At 60.5% G+C, this 21,732-nt stretch carries 18 protein-coding genes, 1 tRNA gene and 1 pseudogene; 17 read left to right on the forward strand and 3 right to left on the reverse strand.

Going from position 1 to position 21,732, the window contains the following annotated elements; genetic code table 11:
* Positions 1-375: 375 nt before the first annotated feature.
* Positions 376-1,470 (reverse strand): glycosyltransferase family 4 protein, encoded by a 1,095-nt coding sequence (locus RM533_RS10235; protein WP_311341137.1) that lies wholly within the window; start codon positions 1,468-1,470, stop codon positions 376-378.
* A gap of 741 nt (positions 1,471-2,211) precedes the next feature.
* Positions 2,212-2,863 (reverse strand): annotated as a pseudogene (locus RM533_RS10240) (transposase).
* Between the two features lie 916 nt (positions 2,864-3,779).
* Here RM533_RS10240 and RM533_RS10245 point away from each other — a divergent pair.
* From RM533_RS10245 to fabZ, 13 genes are all read left to right on the forward strand, one after another.
* On the forward strand, positions 3,780-4,529 hold the full coding sequence (locus RM533_RS10245; RefSeq protein ID WP_311341138.1) for a phosphatidylserine decarboxylase: 750 nt from the start codon (positions 3,780-3,782) through the stop codon (positions 4,527-4,529).
* The gene (gene pssA / locus RM533_RS10250; protein ID WP_311341139.1) at positions 4,526-5,377 is read left to right on the forward strand and encodes a CDP-diacylglycerol--serine O-phosphatidyltransferase; all 852 of its coding nucleotides are present in this window, start codon (positions 4,526-4,528) and stop codon (positions 5,375-5,377) included. Before RM533_RS10245 ends, pssA begins: the two co-directional genes overlap by 4 nt.
* Positions 5,378-5,569: 192 nt before the next feature.
* The gene (gene rpsB, locus RM533_RS10255; RefSeq protein ID WP_311341140.1) at positions 5,570-6,322 is read left to right on the forward strand and encodes a 30S ribosomal protein S2; all 753 of its coding nucleotides are present in this window, start codon (positions 5,570-5,572) and stop codon (positions 6,320-6,322) included.
* An 88-nt stretch (positions 6,323-6,410) separates the two neighbouring features.
* Positions 6,411-7,334, forward strand: a complete 924-nt coding sequence (gene tsf, locus RM533_RS10260) for a translation elongation factor Ts (protein WP_311341141.1) — start codon at positions 6,411-6,413, stop codon at positions 7,332-7,334.
* A 203-nt stretch (positions 7,335-7,537) separates the two neighbouring features.
* The gene (pyrH, locus tag RM533_RS10265) at positions 7,538-8,275 is read left to right on the forward strand and encodes a UMP kinase (protein ID WP_311341142.1); all 738 of its coding nucleotides are present in this window, start codon (positions 7,538-7,540) and stop codon (positions 8,273-8,275) included.
* A 12-nt stretch (positions 8,276-8,287) separates the two neighbouring features.
* Complete coding sequence (gene frr, locus RM533_RS10270; RefSeq protein WP_311341143.1) at positions 8,288-8,845, forward strand: ribosome recycling factor; 558 nt, start codon at positions 8,288-8,290, stop codon at positions 8,843-8,845.
* An 86-nt stretch (positions 8,846-8,931) separates the two neighbouring features.
* On the forward strand, positions 8,932-9,576 hold the full coding sequence (gene uppS, locus RM533_RS10275; RefSeq protein WP_311341175.1) for a polyprenyl diphosphate synthase: 645 nt from the start codon (positions 8,932-8,934) through the stop codon (positions 9,574-9,576).
* Positions 9,563-10,300 carry a phosphatidate cytidylyltransferase gene (locus RM533_RS10280; RefSeq protein WP_311341144.1) on the forward strand — a complete coding sequence of 246 codons (738 nt, stop codon included), beginning with the start codon at positions 9,563-9,565 and terminating at the stop codon, positions 10,298-10,300. Before uppS ends, RM533_RS10280 begins: the two co-directional genes overlap by 14 nt.
* 2 nt (positions 10,301-10,302) lie before the next feature.
* Positions 10,303-11,469, forward strand: a complete 1,167-nt coding sequence (dxr, locus tag RM533_RS10285; protein WP_311341145.1) for a 1-deoxy-D-xylulose-5-phosphate reductoisomerase — start codon at positions 10,303-10,305, stop codon at positions 11,467-11,469.
* Positions 11,469-12,584 (forward strand): RIP metalloprotease RseP, encoded by a 1,116-nt coding sequence (rseP, locus tag RM533_RS10290; protein WP_311341146.1) that lies wholly within the window; start codon positions 11,469-11,471, stop codon positions 12,582-12,584. Before dxr ends, rseP begins: the two co-directional genes overlap by 1 nt.
* Before the next feature lie 265 nt (positions 12,585-12,849).
* Positions 12,850-15,549, forward strand: a complete 2,700-nt coding sequence (gene bamA, locus RM533_RS10295) for an outer membrane protein assembly factor BamA (protein WP_311341147.1) — start codon at positions 12,850-12,852, stop codon at positions 15,547-15,549.
* Entirely contained in the window at positions 15,549-16,220 is a 672-nt protein-coding gene (locus tag RM533_RS10300) for an OmpH family outer membrane protein (protein ID WP_311341148.1), read from the forward strand. The genes bamA and RM533_RS10300 overlap by 1 nt, the downstream gene beginning before the upstream one ends.
* 23 nt (positions 16,221-16,243) lie before the next feature.
* Positions 16,244-16,717 carry a 3-hydroxyacyl-ACP dehydratase FabZ gene (gene fabZ, locus RM533_RS10305; protein WP_311341176.1) on the forward strand — a complete coding sequence of 158 codons (474 nt, stop codon included), beginning with the start codon at positions 16,244-16,246 and terminating at the stop codon, positions 16,715-16,717.
* Positions 16,718-16,760: 43 nt separating this feature from the next.
* On the opposite strand, the gene RM533_RS10310 is transcribed toward fabZ, so the two are convergent.
* Positions 16,761-17,564 (reverse strand): MipA/OmpV family protein, encoded by an 804-nt coding sequence (locus tag RM533_RS10310; RefSeq protein WP_311341149.1) that lies wholly within the window; start codon positions 17,562-17,564, stop codon positions 16,761-16,763.
* Between the two features lie 226 nt (positions 17,565-17,790).
* Here RM533_RS10310 and rpmE point away from each other — a divergent pair, with 226 nt between their 5' ends.
* The 4 genes from rpmE (at position 17,791) to RM533_RS10330 (ending at position 21,690) form a co-directional block, all read left to right on the forward strand.
* Positions 17,791-18,015 (forward strand): 50S ribosomal protein L31, encoded by a 225-nt coding sequence (gene rpmE, locus RM533_RS10315; RefSeq protein WP_311341150.1) that lies wholly within the window; start codon positions 17,791-17,793, stop codon positions 18,013-18,015.
* 183 nt (positions 18,016-18,198) lie between these two features.
* Positions 18,199-20,580, forward strand: coding sequence for an FdhF/YdeP family oxidoreductase (locus RM533_RS10320; RefSeq protein ID WP_311341151.1), 2,382 nt, complete (start codon positions 18,199-18,201; stop codon positions 20,578-20,580).
* Entirely contained in the window at positions 20,580-21,359 is a 780-nt protein-coding gene (fdhD, locus tag RM533_RS10325) for a formate dehydrogenase accessory sulfurtransferase FdhD (RefSeq protein WP_311341152.1), read from the forward strand. Before RM533_RS10320 ends, fdhD begins: the two co-directional genes overlap by 1 nt.
* Positions 21,360-21,613: 254 nt before the next feature.
* A tRNA-His gene (locus RM533_RS10330) sits at positions 21,614-21,690 on the forward strand.
* Positions 21,691-21,732 lie beyond the last annotated feature (42 nt).

Below are 21,732 nucleotides of genomic sequence, written 5' to 3' on the forward strand. Positions count from 1 at the left end.
GCGATCGGAACCATGTCGAGCGGCTGTGCAATGCTTGCGGGCAATTGCGCCGCATCGCGCCCGCTACGACAAGATTGCCGTCTCGTTTCATGGCTTCCTCTGCCTTGCCGCCACCTGCACATGGCTACCGCGCTATGCCAATAGGTCCTGAGCTGATCTATGGGCTTTCGCTCGTGAGTCTCTGATACCAGCCGTCAAATTAAACCTTTTGCTTGCCGCGTCGGGACAGCCGCTTACTTGCCTAAACGCTGCGTAGAGTGCTCTTCTACCGATCCAGCCAAGATCTTGCTCATGTTTATTTTAAGGCATAAAGTTCCTTGCGCATTGAATACTACGGCAAGCGGGCACCGGCGGCAGCGCGCGGGTGGCGCGTGCTCAACGTTGACTGAGAAGGTCTTCAAGGCGCCGAACACTTGTCGCCCCCACAGAATCAAACCAAGTTTGCGAGAACCTCTCCAGCACCCGCTCTCGTGCTGCCTGTCCCATGCCAGCGAGTTCCTGGGGGGCACTCAGCAATTGGCTCAGCGCGGTAGCCAGCGACTTCGGATCGGCAACTTCCACCACACGTCCAATGGCAGGATTGTCGACGGTCAACGGCATCTCTCCGGTGCGGGACACGATGACCGGCAAGCCCGCCTGCATCGCTTCATGCGCGGCGATGCAGAAGCCTTCACGGCGTGACGGTTGCAAGTAAAGATGAAGGTTTGCCAGAAACCCTGCGGTATCGTTTTCAAACCCTGTGAAGTAGATCCTTTCCACTCCCTTGTTCAAGGCGCGGGCGCGCAGTGCAGCCTCGTCTGCGCCGGTGCCTCCGATCACAATTCGGAAGGGCGTACTCGGCGTCAGGCGCTCGGCGTGCATCATGGCAAGCGCGTCGATAAGGATGTCGTAACCCTTGTTCGGGTGGAGCCTTCCGAGGCTGCCGACCTGCAGGGTTTCTCCCGGCTTCCAGGGCCGCGCCTTGAGAGCACACGGTTCGGCGGCGAAGATGGGCCAGGTGATGAGGCATTCTTTCGCAACGCCCAGGCGGTCCTTGGTCAATACGGCCACCTGCAAACTGTCCGCCACCCAGATGTGCGAAGCATCGGCACGCCAGCGCAGCAGCCGTTCGTTCCAGGGCTTGAGAAACGCATTGTGCTGCCAGGACACAACGGGAATGCCAAGCGTTTTGCCCGCAATCTGCCCAAGGAGAGTGGAGCGGGTCAAAGAGGTCCAGATCACATCTGCAGCCCATTCACGCGCCTGATCGTGGATCCAGCGGTAGGCGGTGAGGTGGTCCTTCTCGCCGCCATCGCGCACAACCGCTTCGATGCCGTTCGTCCTCAATCTCTCTATGGCAAGCCCGTTGCGCCGGGTGAGTGCCAGAACACGCACATGTGCTCCGGCCTTCTCGAGCGCGCAGACGATCTTGGGAAGAGAGGTTTGCGCTCCACCCCCCTCCATGGAGTTGATCACGTATGCTATCCGCATTGCAACCCGCCGTTTCGCTGTGCGACCGCGGCAGCGATCGCGTTGGCCGCCCGCTCCGCTGCTGGCGTGTCGGACAAGGCAAAGGTGTGGGCGACCAGTTGCACCTGCTCGGCGCAACAGCGCTTGCCGATCGCGGCCCGGTTGGCGAGTGCGGATACTACGTCGAATAGATGTTCTTCCCTCTTCCCTATTCGGAGGAAGGGCAGCGCCGCCTCTCCTTGCGAGCCGAGAGCGCTCCTGGAGGCTAGCAGGAACACGACCCGCGAGCGCACGAGGAACCCGTGGATCTGACTTGATGCTTCGCCGAGGTCACCGTCTGCTCCAAGGAGGAAGACATATCAAAGCGGCGCGGTCCGTCAACGTCGATCAGCATGTTTGAAGCCTCGCGCGTTTCCTCAGGGATTTCGGCTCACACTCTGCCGATCTTGTGTTCGGACAAAGTGTGTATGGCTTTTCGGAACAACATGCCATGTGGCATGAAGATCAGGTTGTTTCTCTGCCCGGCTTTGCTTGCGAACCAGCGGAACGAGTCCGGACCTGTATTGTACCAGCTCGACAGACGCGGATCGAAGTACAGCTTATGGAAGAATGTCGGAGGAGCGTTTTTGCAAAAACTGGGCGGGGCAGTGGTATAGATGGCGTCTGCTTGGCGTAGCGGTCACTTGGATCTTTGTCGCATCGACGCTGTAGGCGACAAGCTGTTCTTTCAACTTCGAACCGGCCACCAGGCTCAGGACTCATTTAAGTGATCCAGAAGGTGACGATTGCGGCGATGCAGATGGCCCAAAAGGCCGTGTAGGCGCACCGATCACAGCGGGTGTGGATGCAACGCCGGTCTTTGATCCTGCCAAACACATCTTCGACATTGTGGCGCTGGCAATAGAGTGCGCGGTCATGAGGAATGGGAATTTTGCGGATGGCTTTTGAAGGGATGCATGCGGTGATGCCGCGCCCTTGCAATCGCTCATCTGCCCTAGGATCAGCGGCCGCCCCGCGCCATCGCACATCGCGTGAAGCTTTGAGCTCAATGCGTCTATGGTGCGTCCAGTACGTCTGGGAACAACCTCTTTTTCAAGCGACGGGCCGCCGTGCGATGCGCCTTCGGACAAGTGGGACCAATCATCAACTGATCGGCTTGGCGTCCTTGAACCGCCGAGCCTGCGAAAATCTTGTTGCACACGCCCATGCGGCTCCAGCGGACAAACCGGTAATAGATCGTCCTGGGCGGGCCGTGATCGACGGGTGCATCGCGCCAGCGCAGGCCGTTGCGGATCACAAGGATAATCCCGCTGATAACCGGCGATCATTTACCCGCGGCACTCCGCGTGAAAGCAAAAAAACACGGCTCCATCCGGCGCATCTGCGCCTTCGGTAACCACCACAGATCAATTATGGGAACGCCTCCTGGCGCTGCCGTTGCACAGAAATACCGCCCCGGGTATTTTGGTCCGTCCCTTCGACCGTCACAATTTGGGGAGGAGGCGGTGCGCTCACATGTGCGTCGGCCTGCCCGCTTATTCAGACGTCCAAGATGGGGCACGATCGCGGCGATAGCGGCCAATCGGGCGCGGCGGTGCATCAGCGTGCCGCACACGTCACGATCGGCGCCAAGGTCGACTGTGGTGGCATCCTGAAACGTCGCATCGACCATGTTCTTGGCTGGCGCGCGCGGCTGGCGGCATCTGAAACACCAGATCGTTGCAGGCGCACATGGACGTTTGCGACTGGCGTTGCGCTTTGCCAAAGATGCGAGAACGGTTGCTTCGCCAAACAGGAAGAGGCAGTCCGTGCTGACTGGCTCAGGTCCTGTTACCTGCCAGTCCCGCACGGTGTTTTGTGGGCGTCGCAACAGGCGGCTAGCTCTGCCGCGCTGTGATCGCGGTGCAAATTTACCCGTTGTGGACTGTATGCCGCAGGCCCATGGCAGCTCTGCCCTTCCATCCGCGCGTGCAACGATGATGCCGGGATGATTGTCCGCCTGTCAATCTTGCGCACTTCCAGTCGTTCTTCGGATTAGGGTTGCTTTGCAGGCTGCGGCAGGAAGGAATGAAAACCGGCGTATGTGCCGGTGCCTATGTGATGGTCACCGACACTGTTCCAAGGGGCTGAATACCCGCGTCATCCCGCAATGACGCGTTGTCGCATGTGGTTTTAACAAGATGATCAGCGGCGACATGTCGTTGTCGGTGCCGACATCGACACTAGGGGCGTTGCTTCGTTGTCGGTCACGCGCTGCCGGTCTGGCGAATGTCACCGCGCAACGGCCAGTTGCTTGCCGCCTTTCGTCCGATGGCCTAGGTGCTGATACCATGGCAGGAGAAGTTCTCGACAATCGCGGGCGGGGCGATGCCCGGTGGCACTGGCCGCAGGTCCACCCCGAAGGTCGCAAATACGCGGTGATCGCCGCCGGATTGACCCTGTTCTTTGCCTATATGGCATGGGAAACCTTGGCCTGGCCGATGGCTGCTGTCACTGTGTGGGTGCTGGCGTTCTTCCGCGATCCTGCGCGGGTGGTTCCTCAGGACGATAGCCTTGTCATCGCTCCGGCTGACGGAATGATCACCTGCATCGCGACAACGTCCCTGCCGCTGGAGCTGCTGGTGGATGACGCAGCGCAAATGAGGACGGTTATCGGGGAACCGGTCACCCGCATCTCCATTTTCATGAGCGTGTTCGACATGCATATCAACCGCAGCCCGATTGCGGGGATGGTCCGGCGCATTGCCTACATTCCTGGCAAGTTCGTCAACGCCGAACTCGACAAGGCAAGCGAGGACAACGAGCGGCAGCATACCCTGATCGAACGCAGCGATGGCGTGCAGGTCGGCCTCACCCAGATCGCAGGTGTCGTCGCCAGGCGCATCGTGCCGTTCGTCAAACCCGGCGATCAGGTTGGGGCAGGGCAGCGGATCGGCCTCATCCGTTTCGGCAGCAGGGTCGATGTTTTCCTGCCGCACGGAACCGAACCATGCGTGGTGCTGGGACAAAGGACCATCGCTGGAGAAACGGTGCTTGCAAGGCTTGGCGAGGCATCTTTGATCGAAGGATATGCGTTATGAACGATCATGACCACGAGCTCCGTCAGGCAGAAGCCGGCGATGTCGGTCCAAGGATCAGCCAGGGGGAACGCGCGGTGCCATCGCGCCGCAGCCGCGGATTGTCAGTGCGGGCAATCGTGCCCAACGCGATTACCGCTGCTGCATTGTGCTTCGGCCTGACCGGCATCCGCTTTGCAACAGATGGCGCATGGGGGCAGGCTGTGCTTGCTGTTGTCCTGGCCGGGCTGCTGGACGGCATCGATGGGCGCATTGCCCGGCTGCTCAAGGCGCAGAGCCGCTTTGGAGCAGAGCTCGACAGTCTTGCCGATTCGCTGTCCTTCGGAGTCGCGCCTGCGCTCATCATCTTCTTGTGGTCGTTGCAGGATCTGCCGCGGATCGGCTGGTTTGCCGCGCTCGCACTGGCGTTGTGCTGCATGCTGCGCCTTGCCCGTTTCAATGCCCAGATCGACGAAGAGGAGCAGCCGCACAAATCGGCCGGATTTCTGACCGGTGTTCCAGCGCCTGTCGGGGCAGGCCTGGCGTTTCTCCCGCTGTATCTGTGGATGGCATTTGGCGAACCGCTGTTTCGCGAACCGGTCCTGGTTGCCTTGTGGATCGTGGCGATAGCGTTTCTCATGATTTCGAACCTTGCTACTCTCAGTTGGGCCGCGCTCAAGCCGCGCCGCTCCATTCGCATCGAACTGATTGCGCTGCTGGGCATCATGAGCGCTGCTGCACTGCTTGAACCGTGGTTCACCCTGGTCGCGGTGTGTGCAATCTATCTTGCGCTCCTACCCTACGGCTTTATCCGCTATCGCAAGGTCAAGCAGGCGCAGTTGAACGCATCGGATCGTGGCGCGCGCGCTTAGCCGAGACCGTTTTTTGGTTCCATTTTGCACGCCGTGCTGTTAAGCGCCGCGTGTCTGCAATCTTTGCGTCAGCCATCATGACCGGCGCATTGGCTTGCGGATAACTCCACATGGAAGGCAAACATGCCGGTGCCGTGAACTTGCTGTTCCCGGTTCCCGTCTTCCAGAGGCTCAACCGGAAAGGAATTACCTATGGCGTCCACTGGCGTCAGCATGCAGCAATTGATCGAGGCCGGAGCCCATTTCGGCCACCAGACCCACCGCTGGAACCCGCGGATGAAGCCGTATATCTTCGGCTCACGCAATGGCATTCACATCATCGACCTGTCGCAGACGGTGCCGTTGATGCAGCGCGCTCTCGATTTTGTATCGTCCACCGTGCAGGCCGGCGGCAAGGTGCTGTTTGTCGGCACCAAGCGACAGGCGCAGGACCCCATCCGGGAGGCTGCGCTGGCCAGTGGGCAGTATTTCGTCAACCATCGCTGGCTGGGCGGTATGCTTACCAATTGGCAGACGATCTCCAAGTCGATCAAGAAACTGAAGACCATTGAGGATCAGCTGTCGGGCGATACTTCCGGTCTGACGAAGAAGGAAATTCTCGATCTGACGCGCAAGCGGGACAAGCTCGAGATGTCGCTGGGCGGCATCCGTGACATGGGCGGCATTCCCGACGTGATGTTCGTGATCGACGCCAATGTCGAGGAACTGGCGATCAAGGAAGCCAATGTGCTTGGCATTCCCGTGGTGGCAGTGCTCGACACCAATGTCGATCCGTCCGGCATTGCCTTTCCCGTACCGGCCAACGACGATGCCAGCCGTGCCGTCCGGCTGTACTGCGATGCAATTGCGCAGGCCGCGACCAAGGGTAACGCCAAGGGTATTGCCGATTCCGGTGCCGACATCGGTGCCATGGACGTGCCGGTGGCGGAAGAAGCAGTCGCCTGACGCGGACGGTTCTGGACTAACAATCAACTCCGCCGGATGTGGAAACACGTTACGGCGGAGCTTTATTTATGTAAGAGGGTACGACGCAATGGCCTATACCGCCGCTGACGTGAAGAACCTGCGCGAAAAGACCGGCGCGGGCATGATGGATTGCAAGAAGGCGCTTGAGGAGACAGGTGGCGACATCGAGGCTGCCGTCGATTTCCTGCGGGCCAAGGGTCTTGCAGCAGCGCAGAAGAAATCGAGCCGCACTGCAGCTGAAGGGCTTGTCGGCGTCGCTGTCGAAGGCGCTCGCGGCGTTGCTGTCGAGGTGAATTCGGAAACCGATTTCGTTGCCAAGAACGACCAGTTCCAGGAATTTGTTCGCAACGTCACACAGCAGGCGCTTGCCGCTGGCAGCGATGACGTCGAGACGCTGAAAGCGGCGGATTACCCGGGCGGCGGCACCATTGCCGAAAAGCTGACGAACAATGTCGCCACGATCGGCGAGAATCAGTCGATTCGCCGCATCAAAAGCGTTTCGGTGTCAAGCGGCCTGGTGGTTCCATACATGCACAATGCCGTCGCGCCGAATCTCGGCAAGATTGGCGTGCTTGTTGCATTGGAAAGCGACGCGGGCGCCGCTGTCCTCGAGCAATTGGGCAAGCAGCTTGCAATGCATATCGCAGCAGCTTTTCCGCAGGCGCTCACCGCTGAGGATCTTGACGCCAACCTGATCGAGCGGGAGCGTGGTATCGCACGGGACAAGGCTGCCGAAAGTGGCAAGCCGGAAAACGTGCAGGAAAAGATGGTCGAAGGCGCGATAAACAAGTTCGCCAAGGAAAATGCGCTGCTCAGCCAGATTTTCGTGATGGACAACAAGACGCCGGTTTCGCAGATCGTGGAGCAGGCAGGCAAGGACGCTGGTACAAAAATCGTGCTGAAGGATTTCGTTCGCTTCCAGCTTGGCGAAGGTATCGAACGGCAGGAAAGCGATTTTGCCGCAGAGGTTGCCGCCGCTGCCGCTGGCTGATCAACGCTGTATTCTAGCGGAACGGCCGCCAGTCTCGATCGAGGCCGGCGGCCGTTTGCGTCTGATGCTGTAGCTGGTAGCGTCGCTTTGCCGCATCAGCTCCGTTAACGGCACAGGTTCGCCTGGCGCGGGCTTTCTCTTTGCGCCCGGCTCGCAGGGCGGCTAAGGAGCGCACTTTCTCCGTTTGCGGAACGTTCTCGCCCATGGCCTTGCCCCAATTCAAACGCATTTTGCTGAAACTGTCCGGCGAAGTCCTCATGGGGGAACAGCAGTTCGGCATTGATACCGCCTATGTCGATCGGCTTGCCGCCGAGGTTGTCGCAGTCAAGCAGACCGGGCTTGAAATTTGCCTGGTGATCGGCGGTGGCAATATTTTTCGTGGCATGGCCGGTGCGGCCAGTGGCATGGACCGGGCGCAGGCGGATTACATGGGTATGCTGGCAACCGTCATGAATGCGCTGGCGATGCAGAGCAGTCTCGAAAAGCTCGGCGTTGCAACACGCGTGCAATCCGCGGTGCAGATGGACACCGTATGCGAGCCGGTGATCCGCCGCCGGGCGGAACGCCACCTTGCCAAGGGGCGCATCGTCATTTTTGCCGCTGGCGTTGGCAGCCCCTATTTTACGACCGATTCCGGGGCCGCGTTGCGAGCTGCCGAAATGAAATGCGATGCGCTGTTCAAAGGAACAAGCGTGGATGGCGTGTACGATGCCGATCCCAAGCATGACAGCAATGCCAAACGCTACGATGTGGTCGATTACGACACTGTTCTTGCCGAAAATCTGAAAGTGATGGACGCTTCTGCAGTTGCCTTGTGCCGCGACAACAGCATTCCCATCATCGTCTTTTCCATCCGCGAGGAGGGCAATCTGGCCCGTGTCCTTGAAGGCAACGGTGTCCAGACGGTCGTTTGCGACACCACAGATCAACGAACAGGCTGAGAGGAATTAAAGATGGCCAAGTATGACAAGGCTGATCTGGAGCGCCGCATGGACGGTGCCAACGAATCGCTGCGCGGCGATCTTGCAAGTCTGCGTACCGGGCGTGCCAACACCAGCCTGCTCGACCCGATTGTCGTGGAGGTTTACGGAGCCAACATGCCGCTCAACCAGGTGGCGACAGTTTCCGCACCGGATCCGCGCATGCTCAGTGTGCAGGTCTGGGACCGATCCAACATGACGCCGGTCGAAAAGGCGATCCGGTCAGCCGGGCTGGGTCTCAACCCGATGATAGACGGGCAGAACATCCGGCTGCCGATCCCCGACCTTACCGAAGAGCGTCGCCGCGACCTTGCCAAGCTGGCCGGGCAATATGCGGAGAAAGCCAAGGTGGCCATTCGCAACGTGCGGCGCGACGGTATGGAAATGCTGAAAACCGACGAGAAGAAGAAAGAGATTTCCGAAGACGAGCGCAAGCGGCTTGAAGAGGAAGTCCAGAAGCTGACCGATGCTCATATTGCCAATGTCGATACCGCCGCTGCTGCCAAGGAAAAGGAAATCATGAGCCAGTGAGCGCGGCTGCGCCTTTTCCCGCTGCGGCGTCTGCTGCGCTGGCCGGGCCAGGCGCGGGCAGTCATCCGCGGCACGTTGCCATCATCATGGATGGCAACGGGCGCTGGGCCCGGCGGCGTCACTTGCCGCGCGCGATTGGTCACAAGCGGGGAGTGGATGCGGTGCGTGCCTTGCTGCGTGGGGTGAGGCAGACCAGGTTGGAGGCATTGACGCTCTTTGCCTTTTCATCGGAAAACTGGCGTCGTCCCCAGGATGAGATTTCCGATCTTACTACGCTCCTGAAGCATTTCATTCGTGCCGATCTTGATGAACTTGCCGCGGATGGCGTTCGGCTAAAGGTGCTGGGTGACTATCATGCCTTCGATTCAGAAGCTGTCACTCTCGTAGAAGATGCCGTTGATCGCACCTGTCGCAACACGGGCACCACGCTTGCGATCGCGCTCAACTATGGCGCGCAGCAGGAAATTGCCCGCGCGGCGCGTGCGGCAGCGGCGGAAGGAGAGGTTACGCAGGCCAGCATTGCCCGCCATCTTGACACAGCCGACATGCCGCCGCTTGACCTCTTGATCCGTACCTCGGGTGAGGTGCGCCTGTCCAATTTCCTGCTGTGGCAGGCGGCTTACGCCGAATTGTGTTTCCTCGACGTCTTGTGGCCCGATTTCACGATGCAGCATCTGCAAGCGGCCATGGACCAGTTCGCCAGCCGGGAACGACGTTATGGCGGACGCTGATCCGGTGCGGTCAAAGGTCCGCGCGCAGGGTGCACGCAATACCGACCTGCCGGTGCGGCTGACCAGCGCGGTCCTCATGCTTGCCATTGCCGGCTTTGCGCTGTGGCGCGGCGGCTGGATTCTTGATGCGCTTGTCCTCATCGTTGCAGCAGCGACCTTTTGGGAATGGGCGCGGCTTGTCCGGCGCTGGCCAGTCAGCACCGGACACGCGCTTGCCTGGCTTGCAGGCGGCGCGCTTTACATCGGCGCAGCTGCAGTCATGGCCGTGACCATGCCTGCTGCGGTTTTCGTCTTTGCGCTTGGCGTTGCAGTCATGACCGACACCTGCGCGTATCTTGCCGGTCGCACCATCGGCGGACCCAAGATCGCGCCCCGGATCAGCCCGTCGAAGACCTGGGCAGGGCTGTTGGGCGGCATGATCGGCGCGGCGCTGTGGTGCTGTGCGGCGGTTGCCGCTCATGTGGCGGTCACCACGCCAGCAGGCGGCGGTGCGTCAGTGCAGGGGTCTCTTGCACCCTACGGCGTGGCCGCAATGCTGGGCGCGTTGCTGGCAATAGCAGCGCAGGCCGGAGATTTCTTCGAAAGCTGGATGAAGCGCCGGGCTCTGGTCAAGGATTCGTCACGACTGATCCCCGGGCACGGCGGCATCTTCGATCGTACTGATGGCCTGCTGCCCGTGCTGTTGATTGTCGGCGTGCTCTATCCAACGATGATGCAGGCATGACGATGCACGAACCGCCCCGCTCCATCAGCATTCTTGGCGCTACCGGGTCGGTGGGATCATCGACGCTCGACCTGCTGCGGCGCAATCGCGCGCAGTGGCGGGTAATTGCCCTGACAGCAAATACGCAGGCGGAGGAACTTGCAACGCTGGCGCTCGAGTTCGGCGCCGAACTCGCTGTGGTTGCCGATGAAGCAGGTCTGCCTGCGCTGCGAAGCGCGCTTGCCGGCAGCAAGGTCAAGGCCGCCGCTGGAGAGCAGGCCATGATCGAGGCTGCGGCAAGCGGTGCCGATTTGACGATGGCAGCCATCGTAGGTTGTGCCGGGCTGGCCCCTACCATGGCCGCAATCGAGCAGGGAGAGACGATCGCGCTTGCCAACAAGGAGGCGCTGGTATCCGCAGGCTCGGTGATGATGGCAGCTGTCGCCCGGCATGGCGCAACGCTGCTTCCGGTCGATTCGGAGCACAATGCAATTTTCCAGTGCCTTCAGGGCAATCGCCTGTCGGAAGTGCGCACCATCACGCTGACGGCCAGTGGCGGCCCGTTTCGCGATGCCACGCGCGAGCAGATAATGGCAGCAACGCCTGCACAAGCAGTCGCGCACCCCAACTGGGATATGGGTGCCAAGATCAGCGTGGATTCTGCCACCATGATGAACAAGGGGCTCGAGCTGATCGAGGCCTTCCATCTTTTCCCCGTCGGGCTGGATCGGCTGCGGATCATTGTTCATCCGCAGTCGGTGGTGCATTCCATGGTGGAATACACCGATGGTTCGACGCTCGCCCAGCTTGGCCCTTCGGACATGCGTGTCCCGATCGCCTCGGCGCTTGCCTGGCCGCTACGCATGACGACGCCGTGTGAACCGCTCGATCTTGCCGCCATCGGGAAACTTGAATTTCGTACACCCGATGAGGCGCTGTTTCCCGCAACCCGGCTTGCACGGGAGGCCTGCGCCCGAGGTGGCTCCGCGCCCGCGATGCTGAATGCCACCAACGAAATTGCGGTCGCGGCTTTTCTTGCCGGTCAGATCGGGTTCACAAAGATCGCGGCAATGGTGGAGCAGATGCTCGACACCTGCTCTCATGTTCCGGCGGTCGCCAGCCTCGACGAGGTCATTGCGATTGACGCTGAAACCCGCGTCAGGGCGTCAGGAATGCTGCAGGACGCGTGATGTTCGAAAACGCCAACATCTTTACCGCGATCATCGGTTTTGCTCTGGTGCTCGGCCCGCTGGTGGTGGTGCATGAACTTGGCCACTACCTGGTTGGTCGCTGGTTCGGCGTCAAGGCCGAGGCGTTCTCGATCGGCTTTGGCAAGGAGCTTGCAGGGTTTACCGACCGGCATGGCACGCGCTGGAAATTGTCCGCTTTGCCGCTTGGCGGTTATGTGCAGTTTGCCGGAGACATGAACCCGGCCAGCCAGCCGACACAGGAGTGGCTGGATTTGCCGCCGCAGGAGCGTGACCGGACCTTCCAGGCGCGCACTCTGGGCCAGCGTGCGCTGATTGTTGCGGCAGGGCCAGTCACCAACCTGCTGGTTGCGATCCTGATCATTGCCGGGTTCACCTTTGCGTATGGCAAGGTTGTAACAGAGCCGGTAATCGGCGGCTTTGTGGCCGGTTCACCCGCAGCGCAGGCCGGGCTTCAGCCAGGCGACCGCATTATAGCCGTCGAAGGCAGTTCGATCGACGGTTTCCAGGAGTTGCGCGACAAGGTCTTGCCTTATCCGGGTGAAAATCTCGATTTGACCGTCGAGCGAGACGGCAGCCAGTTCGACACCCAGATGGTGATCGGGGTTCACGAAGAGGAGGACCGGTTCGGCAATCGCTTCCGCATGGGGCAGATTGGCGTATTTGCGACGGCAGGGGAACTGCAGCCGGTAGGCCCGATCGAGGCGCTGGGCGCCGGGACCCGCGAAACCGCCAAGATCATGAAGCTGTCCCTGGTCGGTCTGTGGCAGATCTTGTCGGGTCGCAGATCAGTCGATGAACTTGGCGGTCCGATCAAGATCGCCAAATTCTCGGGCGAACAGCTGGTGTCCGGATGGCGCGCCTTCATCGGATTTGTAGCGCTTATCTCGATCAATCTGGCTTTTATAAACCTGCTGCCGATCCCGGTCCTCGACGGAGGGCATCTGGCTTTCTATGCGGCAGAAGCGATACGGCGCAAGCCTGTTTCAGCACGTGGGCAGGAATGGGCGTTTCGCACAGGCATGGCGCTGGTGCTGGCGCTGATGGTTTTCGTGACCTTTATCGACCTTGCCTCCCTCGATCTGTTCGGGAGTTGATGATGCGAAGCAAGCAGCATTTTCAAGCAACGCCAGCTTCCTTTGTCAGGCTGCGCAAGCGGGACGCTTGCTCCTGCGGCACACATGCGGCAGGAACGCCTCTCGCGGATGGGGCGGCGATCAGGGACGGGGCAGCGACCGGTGCCGGACGGGTAAACCGCGGTAGGGGCCGGGCCGGCCTCTCCGGGTAAACAGACAGACGACGGGATATACAGTGACAGCAAGTCGGAACCAAGGTTTACAGGCCTTTGACAAGCCTGCCAGCATGACGGCGGCGGCCGGTCCGAGAAATCGGCTGGCACTCGCCTTGCTGGCGGGCACTGCCCTGTCCGTGCCTGTCTGGGCAGCGCCTGCGGATGCGCAGGAGACTGCACCGTTGCAGTCGCCCGCGACGCAGGACCCGGCCGTAGCGCAGGCTGCAGACCTTCCGCAAACAGCACCTGTACCGGCTTCTGCTACCATGGCGGAGCAGGGTCCGACGATACGAAGCGTTAGCGTGGCCGGGGCACAGCGGCTGGAGGCGCAGACGATACTGTCCTATATCAAGCTTGCGCCTGGTGACACTTACACGCAGGCAAAGGCCGACGCTGCGCTGAAGGATCTGTACGCCACCGAATTGTTCGCCGACGTCAGGATCGGCCAGGACGATGGCCGTGTCGTCATTCAGGTTCAGGAAAATCCGGTCATCAACCGCATCGTGCTGGAAGGCAACAAGCGGCTGAAGGACGACAAGATCTTGCCTGAAATCCGGCTTGCTCCGCGTCAGATCTATACCCGCTCGAAAGTGCGTGCCGATGTTGCCCGCATCATAGAACTCTATAAGCGGCAGGGTCGATTTGCTGCCACGGTCGAACCGCAGTCGGTGCAGCTTGACCAGAACCGCGTCGATATCGTGTTCGAGATCAAGGAAGGTCCCAAGTCCAAGGTCCGCCAGATCAACGTCATCGGCAACGAGAAGTTTTCTGACGGTACGCTGCGCGGTGAGATGCTGACCAAGCAGACAAGCACCTTTTCGTTCATTTCCGGCAACACCAGCTATGATCCCGACAAGCTGGCGTTCGATCAGCAGAAGCTGCGCCAGTTCTATCTGACGCAGGGCTATGCTGACTTCCGCGTGATTTCCGCCGTGGCCGAGCTTACGCCCGACAAGCGCGATTTCATCATCACCTATGTCGTCGAAGAGGGCGAACGCTACAAGTTCGGCGACGTCAAGGTCGACAGTCAGATCCGTGACTTCGACGACACGGCGCTGACCGCAACTCTGCCGATGGATGAAGGCGACTGGTATGATGCCAAGCTTGTCGAGGACACGATCGAGCGGCTGGCCGAGACCATTGGTGCATTCGGCTATGCATTTGGCGATGTGCAGCCGCAGTACACCCGCAACAAGGACGACCTCACCATGGGCGTCACGTTTCAGATTGCCGAGGCGCCGCGCGTCTATGTCGAACGGATCGACATCAACGGCAACACGCTGACGCAGGACAAGGTGATCCGCCGCGAATTCCGGCTGGCTGAAGGCGATGCGTTCAATTCCCTGCAGGTGCGCCGGTCCACTGCCCGCATCAATTCGCTCGGTTACTTTCAGGAAAACTTCGAGATCCAGCAAAGCCCGGGCAGCACGCCTGACCGCATCGTGCTGGCTGCCAATGTCGAGGAAAAGCCCACCGGCGAACTGCAATTGTCGGCAGGGTTTTCAAGTCTGGAAAGCTTCATCCTGCAAGGCTCCATCCAGCAGCGCAATTTCCGCGGTCGCGGCCAGACAGTCGGGCTGTCGCTCAACTATTCGCGATACACCAAATCAGCACAGATCAGTTTTACCGAACCTTATGTGTTCGACAGTAATGTTTCGTTCGGAGCCGATATTTACCGGCGTGACTATAACAGCTTCAACTATTTTAACAACGACCGCAACACGACTTACGAAAACACCACCACAGGTTTTTCCCTGCGCGCAGGAACACCGCTTAGCGAATACATGACGATCATCGGCCGGTACACACTGCAGGTCGAGGATGTGACACTGGGGGACCAGTATTTCGCCGATTTCGACAATGACGGCATCCGCACTTGCGAACCGCTGCTTGCCGGCCGCTATCTGTGTGACGCACTTGGCAATCGCACGAGTTCGCTGGTCGGTGCCTCGCTGGTGTACGATACGCTCAACAACCGGTTGCGGCCAAGCAAGGGCGAACGCGTCACCGTAAGCGGCGATTTTGCCGGGCTTGGTGGATCGGTGAAATACCTGCGTGGGCGGCTCAACGGCGCCAAGTATTGGGGTATGGGCAGCGGCTTCGTTTTCTCGGTACAGGGTGAAGGCGGATATATCCACGCGCTGGAAAGTCGGGGCGGCGCGTTCGTTGACGACATCCGGCTCACCGACCGGTTCTTCCTGGGCAATCCGCAGATGCGCGGCTTCGACATCCGCGGTGTGGGTCCGCGGGTCATCCGCAAGCCATTGCTGGATACTGATGACGATGGCATCTTCGAAACGGTAAGCGACGATCGCGACCGCTGGACCGACGATGCGTTGGGCGGCAAGGCTTATTATCTGACCCGTGCCGAACTGGAGATCCCGCTGGGATCGGGTGCGCGTGAGCTGGGGTTGCGTCCCTCGCTGTTCGTGGATGCAGGTGCCGTCTTTGCGCTTACCGACCCGCTGACGCAGAGTATAACGACCCCCTTGTATGCGCAACGGGTCGATGCAGAAGGTAAGCCCCTTCCCTCGATCATCTACACCGATCAGGCGACCGCGCCTGACGGCAAGACGCCGAACGCGCTGGTCGTCGGCCCGTTTGTGGAGCAATATCTGGGTGATACACCCAAGCCGCGTGTCGCGGTCGGCATCGGCGTCAACTGGAACTCGCCATTCGGACCGCTGCGAATCGACATTTCCAAAGCGCTGCTGAAGGAAGACGGTGACGACCCCAAAGCCTTTTCATTCAACGTAGGGACGCAATTTTGATGAACATGATGATGAAAGCCGCCGCAGCGGCACTGATCGCCGGCACCGCACCTGCCGCATTGCTGGTGGCGACGCCCGCTACCGCGCAAATCGTGCCGGGGATCGCGGTTGCCAATCCCGACGCGATCGTCGTCAATTCGGCCGCCTACAAGCTCGCTGAAACGCAACGGCAGACCACTTACAAGGCGCAGATCGACCAGGCCGAACAGCGCCGACAAGCGTTGGCCGCCCAGCTTCAGCCGCTTTATACCCGCATCCAGACAGACAGCCAGGCAGCTTCGCCCAATCAACAGTCGCTCCAGCAGCAGGCCGGGCAGATCCAGCAGCTGGAGCAGCGCGGACAGGCCGAGTTGCAGCAGCTTCTGGGCCCGGTGAGCATGTCACGCGCTTATGTGCTGGAACAGATCAGCGAAAAATTGCCGCAGGCCTTGCAGGCCGCACAGGGACGCAAGAAGATCACGCTGATCCTCACACCCGATTCAGTGCTGGCCGCAGACAACGCGTATAATCTCAATCAGGACATCCTGACTGAGCTTGACCGCCTTATCCCGCAGGCGCAGCTTGTGCCGCCCGCAGGCTGGATGCCGCGGGCGCAGCGCGAGGCGCTCGCCGCGCAGGGTCAGCCGCAGCCGCAACAGCCGCAGGGCAATGCCGCCGCTCCGGGTCGCTGATACCCGGTGGAGGCAAGATGACGATGCAAGGCGAAGACGCAGCAGGAAAAAGCGACGTAACGGACGTGTTCGACCACCGCCGGATCCTGGAATATCTGCCGCACCGCTACCCGTTGCTGCTGGTGGACCGGGTGATATCGCTTGCTGCGGATGACGCGATCCATGCAGTCAAGGCCGTTTCCTGCAACGAGCAGTTCTTCCAAGGCCATTTTCCCGGCCGTCCGATCATGCCGGGCGTGCTACAGATAGAAGCGCTGGCTCAGGCGGCAGGCATCCTTGCTGTAGAGACACTCCAACTGGCAGGCACGGGCCGGCTCGTCCTGTTCATGGGCATAGAAAATGCCAAGTTCAGGGCGCCGGTGGAACCAGGTCATTTGCTCAACCTGCGTGTCGGTTTTGTCCAGAAGCGGGCGCGGGTCTGCAAATTCCACGGCAAGGCAGACATCGAGGGCAGGGTCACCTGCGAAACGCAGTTTACCGCAATGATTGCCGACTGAGGCCGGGAGAGCCAATCGATCGTTATTGTGCGACAGATTGGCTCTACCGTTTGCGGCGGAAAGTATAGGTCAGTACAACGCCGCCGGTCCATTGGTCACGGCTGCCGAACAGCCGTGTGACAGGAGAATCCGCTGCATCGCCGACCAGGCGCTGATATCCGGCGAAACTCATCAATCCCCATTTACCATCGATCGGCAGATCGATGCTGGCGACGCCGCCAACTGACTGGATGCCGCCATCAGGGTCGTAAGCATCCAGCCCGCTGGCCAGAGCCTCTGCGTCCGTCACGCCGAAATACGCTTGCGCGTGTTTCGCATCGCCCCACTTCAGCCGAGGCCCGACAGACACGGCAAAGTCGCTATCGGCCGCCCGGACGATGTAATCGACGCCGGCCTGTCCTGTAAAAGCATTGTGCCCGTTGATCCCGCGGCGCACCTCGGCATAGGTATAGAAACGATCACCCAGTTCAGCCTGAAGCGCAACTCCAGGCTCTATCGTCGTGCCGATCGTGCGCAGACCCGGCGCGGTATCCTCCTGTTTGCGCTTGCCGGTCAGAGCGATCGCCGGTCCGATATAGAAACCGCCGAACTCCACGACCGGAATGCCAAAGCTTTCGTCAGGCGATTCGAACCCGAACAACTCGCCGTCAGCTGCAAGGTCAATGTCGAAATAAGGACCGAATGTCACATCGCCAGCCCCCGGATAGGCAGGGCCAAAGCCTGGACCTACTCCGACACGAACGCGCTGGAACGTCTCTGCCTCCTGTGCCTGCACGGGCAGGGCAATCATGGCAAGGCAGGCAGCGCCAAACGTCAGGCTGGCGCGGCACAAGGATGGAGATGGCAAGGCAGTTTCCCGGGGTGGCGCCGCGCGGACAGGCGGCAATCAGCCGTGCAGATACCAGCAAGGGTGCTGGCGCGCAATCAGGTGCCGCGCGCCAGTACCCCAGCACCCCAGACCCTTGCCAGCGAGACGCCGCTGTCGTAAGGGCGCGATTTTCCGGGTGTCGTTCCTGTCCCCGATGAAAGTTTCAGGCCGGTCGGAACCGGCTACATCTATGGAGAACCATGCCATGAAGGCCGATGCCCATCCCGATTATCATATGATCACCGTTCAGATGACGAATGGAGAGACGTTCCAGACCCGTTCAACGTGGGGCAAGGAAGGCGACACCATGACGCTGGAAATCGACCCGACGTCGCATCCGGCCTGGACAGGTGGACAGCGGCTTGTCAACGAAGGTGGCCGTGTTGCCCGCTTCAACAAGCGTTTTGGCGGCCTGTCGCTCAAGAAGTAAGCGCATGATCTGATGCACGATTGGGGGCGGCCGGTTCGGCTGCCCCTTTTTTGTAAACATCACGGGTTCGTGAGCATCACGGGCAGGCTTTCATAAATCCGGTGAACGAACTGGAGGTTCAGTCGTTCAATCATCGCAGGAGGATGCAGGCAGCGCATCCATACTGCTGCAAGGGAGCAGGGCATGGCGGCGGATCACACCGGAAGCGGCGAGGAAACACATTTCAACGGGCAGCAGCCTGACCAGCAGGCGCAAACGCCGCTGCACTCGGCAAACGGATCCTCCTCCCGAACGTTGGCGCAGCCGCGGGAATATCATGGCGCCGCCGGCGGTTTCGGTTCCCTTCAGGGTATCGCCCGTATCGAGCTGAAGCAACGGGCAGGGCCGGGTGCTGCTGAAACCCTCTATCGCCAGAACAAGCCCGAAGGCCACATGTGCACGTCCTGCGCCTGGGCAAAGCCGCCCAATCCGCATGTGGCGGAATTTTGCGAAAATGGCGCAAAAGCGACGTTGTGGGACCTGACCAGCGATCGCTGCACGCCTGAATGGATATGGCAGCATACCGTCACCGAACTGCGCAGCCGCAGCGATTACGAACTGGAGATGCGTGGCCGGCTGACAGAGCCGATGCGTTACGACGCGCAGACCGACCGTTACGTCCGCGCCAGCTGGGAGGAGGCGTTTGCCAACATCGCCGCCGAACTGAACCGTCTCGATCCCAAAGCCGTGACCTTCTACGCTTCTGGCAAGGCGGCGCTCGAACCGTCCTATCTCTATGCGATTTTCGCAAGAGCCTACGGGCACAACAATCTGCCCGACAGTTCCAACATGTGCCACGAAACGACGTCGGTCGGGTTGAAGGAAGTCATCGGCTCTCCTGTGGGCACCTGCACGCTTGAAGATCTCGATCATTGCGATGCCATCTTCTATCTTGGCCAGAACCCCGGCACCAACAGCCCGCGACTGATGCGCCCGCTGCAGCAGGCGGTGCAGCGCGGTTGCAAGATCGTGACGTTCAACCCGCTGCGCGAGAAGGGCCTGCTGGAGTTCATTGATCCGCAGAACCCGGTGCAGATGATTACCCAGCGGCCGACCAGCCTTTCGCACCTTTACATGCAGGTGAAGCCGGGCGGTGACATTGCCGCGCTGATGGGTGTGTGCAAGCGTGTGCTGGAACGCGACGCCATGGCCCGGGCAGCAGGAGCAAAACCTGTTCTCGATGACGATTTTCTCGCTCAGCATACAGCGGGTCTTGATGCGTTTCGGGCAAAAGTCGATGCGACCGGCTGGGATGAGATCGAACGCAACAGCGGCATCGACCGTCCCGAGCTGGAGCGGGCTGGCGATGTCTACGCCGAAGCGCGCAATGTCATGGGTATCTACGGCATGGGCATCACCCAGCATGTGCATGGTTCGCAGGCGATCGGCATGCTGGTGAACCTGCTCCTGCTCAACGGCAACATCGGTCGGCAGGGCGCAGGCTGCACGCCTATTCGCGGTCATTCCAACGTGCAGGGGCAGCGAACCGTCGGCATCACCGAAAAGACAAAGCTCGCCCCGGTCGCCAAGTACCGGGAATTGTTCGACCTTGAGACCCCTCCGGAGGACGGACACACCACGGTGGAGTTCGTGCAAGCCGTGCTTGACCGAACCAACAAGGGGTTCATCGGTCTTGGCGGCAATCTGGCAAAGGCAGTACCCGATCATGAACGGGTGCATGCCGCCTGGGGCGACATGGAACTGACCGTGCACATCGCGACCAAGCTCAACAAGACGCACATGATGCCCGGCAAGTCATCGTGGATTCTGCCATGCCTCGTGCGTGCGGAGGATGATGTGCAGGCATCTGGCCGTCAGACCGTCACCATGGAGGACAGTTTCAGCCATATCTACGGCTCCATCGGCAAGCGCGCGCCGGCCAGCGAGCATCTCAAAAGCGAGACGGCGATCATATGCGAATTGGCAAAGGCGACACTGCCGCCGCGCCAAAAGCTGCGCTGGGATGAATGGATGGGTGATTATGGCATCATCCGCGACCTGATCGCCCGCACATTTCTGGACGAGTTTCACGACATGAATGCGCGCATGAACCAGCCGGGGGGATTCTACCGTGGCAACGGAGCGCATGACCGTATCTGGAAGACGGACAGCGGCAAGGCGCAGTTCACTGACCCGACAGTGCTCAATGCTTGCGGGATCGGAGAGGCCGAAGGGCGCTACCACCTTGTTACGGTCCGCTCCAACGATCAGTTCAACACCACGATCTATGGCCATTCCGACCGGCTGCGCGGGTTGGAAGGGACGCGCATGATCGTATTGGTCAGCCCGCAGGACATGGCGCGCGACGGGTTGAGCGACGGGGACATGGTAACGCTGGTCGGGGATGCGGGCGATGACGTGCGCCGGGTGGTCAAGGGCTTGAAGGTTACCCCGTTCAACCTTCCGTCGGGGTGCGTCGCAGGGTATTTTCCCGAACTCAACCCGCTTGTCCCGCTATGGTATCATGATGTGCTGTCAAAGACGCCGGCGTCCAAGGGCGTGCCGGTCCGCCTGGTAAAGGAGTAATGACCAGCGGCCTTGTCCGGCAAGCCTTTGTCGAGCATTTTGCCGCTGGCACGCCGACCCGCAGGATTGACCGCGATCTGCCGGTCGAGGTTCCTGTGGCGCTGGAATACGATGGAATTACCTATGCCGTGATGATGGCAACGCCGGTCGACCTCGACGATTACGCGCGCGGGTTTGCCATAGGCGAAGGATTGCTGACGCCTGAAACTGCCCCGTTGTCCAGTCATTTTGCCGAGGTGGAGCATGGCTGGATTGTGCGCACCACGCTGCCGGGTGGAACAGCGCAGGCGATGGTCGCTCGCGTCCGCCGCCGCATTGGCGATTCAAGTTGCGGATTGTGCGGGATGGAGACGCTTGCCGAAGTAGCGCGTTCCCTGCCGCAGGTGGCGGTGCCCTGCCGACCGGAACCTGCTGCCGTATTTGCCGCATTGCGCGCGCTCCGGACGCTGCAGCCGCTTGGCCGCGCGACAGGTGCCATGCACGCAGCGGCCATCTGCGCTCCTGACGGGCGGATCGCGATCGTGCGTGAAGATGTCGGCAGGCACAATGCATTGGACAAGGCAATCGGCGCCCTTGCCGCGCAACAGGAGCAACGGCCCATGTTTGCGCTTCTGAGCGCACGATGCAGCTATGAACTGGTTGAAAAGGCAGTGCGCGGGGGATTGGGCGGTCTGGTCACGATCTCGGCGCCGACCAGCATGGCGATCCGCCGTGCAAGAGACGCAGGTCTTGCACTTTACGTTCTTGCACGCAGCGATTCCATACTCGAGCTTGCTTGATGGGACAGGCGATCGCGGGTTTTCCTGATCATGCGGCGAATCACGGCGGCGCTGATGGCCACGCCCGCGCTTTGCGCAGTCCGGGTCCCGCGAGCATTTTGTTGCGCATCATCTGTCAATGGCATCGTTTTTCCTTCACAAGACCGGCATCCTGTGCAAGAGGGCGCGCAGGCTTGCCTTAGCGCTTGACGTAGAGGCAGGGCAGTGAAAACAGGCGGTTCGGGTCATGACGAAGATGACCTCGCCTCGTTGTGGCGATCGTAGCTCAGTTGGTTAGAGCGCCGGTTTGTGGTACCGGAGGTCGCGGGTTCAAGACCCGTCGATCGCCCCATTTTTCCAATGGTATTCGCTTGCGCTGCTCGCCACGCAGCAG

This window comes from Croceicoccus esteveae, from assembly GCF_031846435.1.
Lineage (GTDB): Bacteria > Pseudomonadota > Alphaproteobacteria > Sphingomonadales > Sphingomonadaceae > Croceicoccus > Croceicoccus esteveae.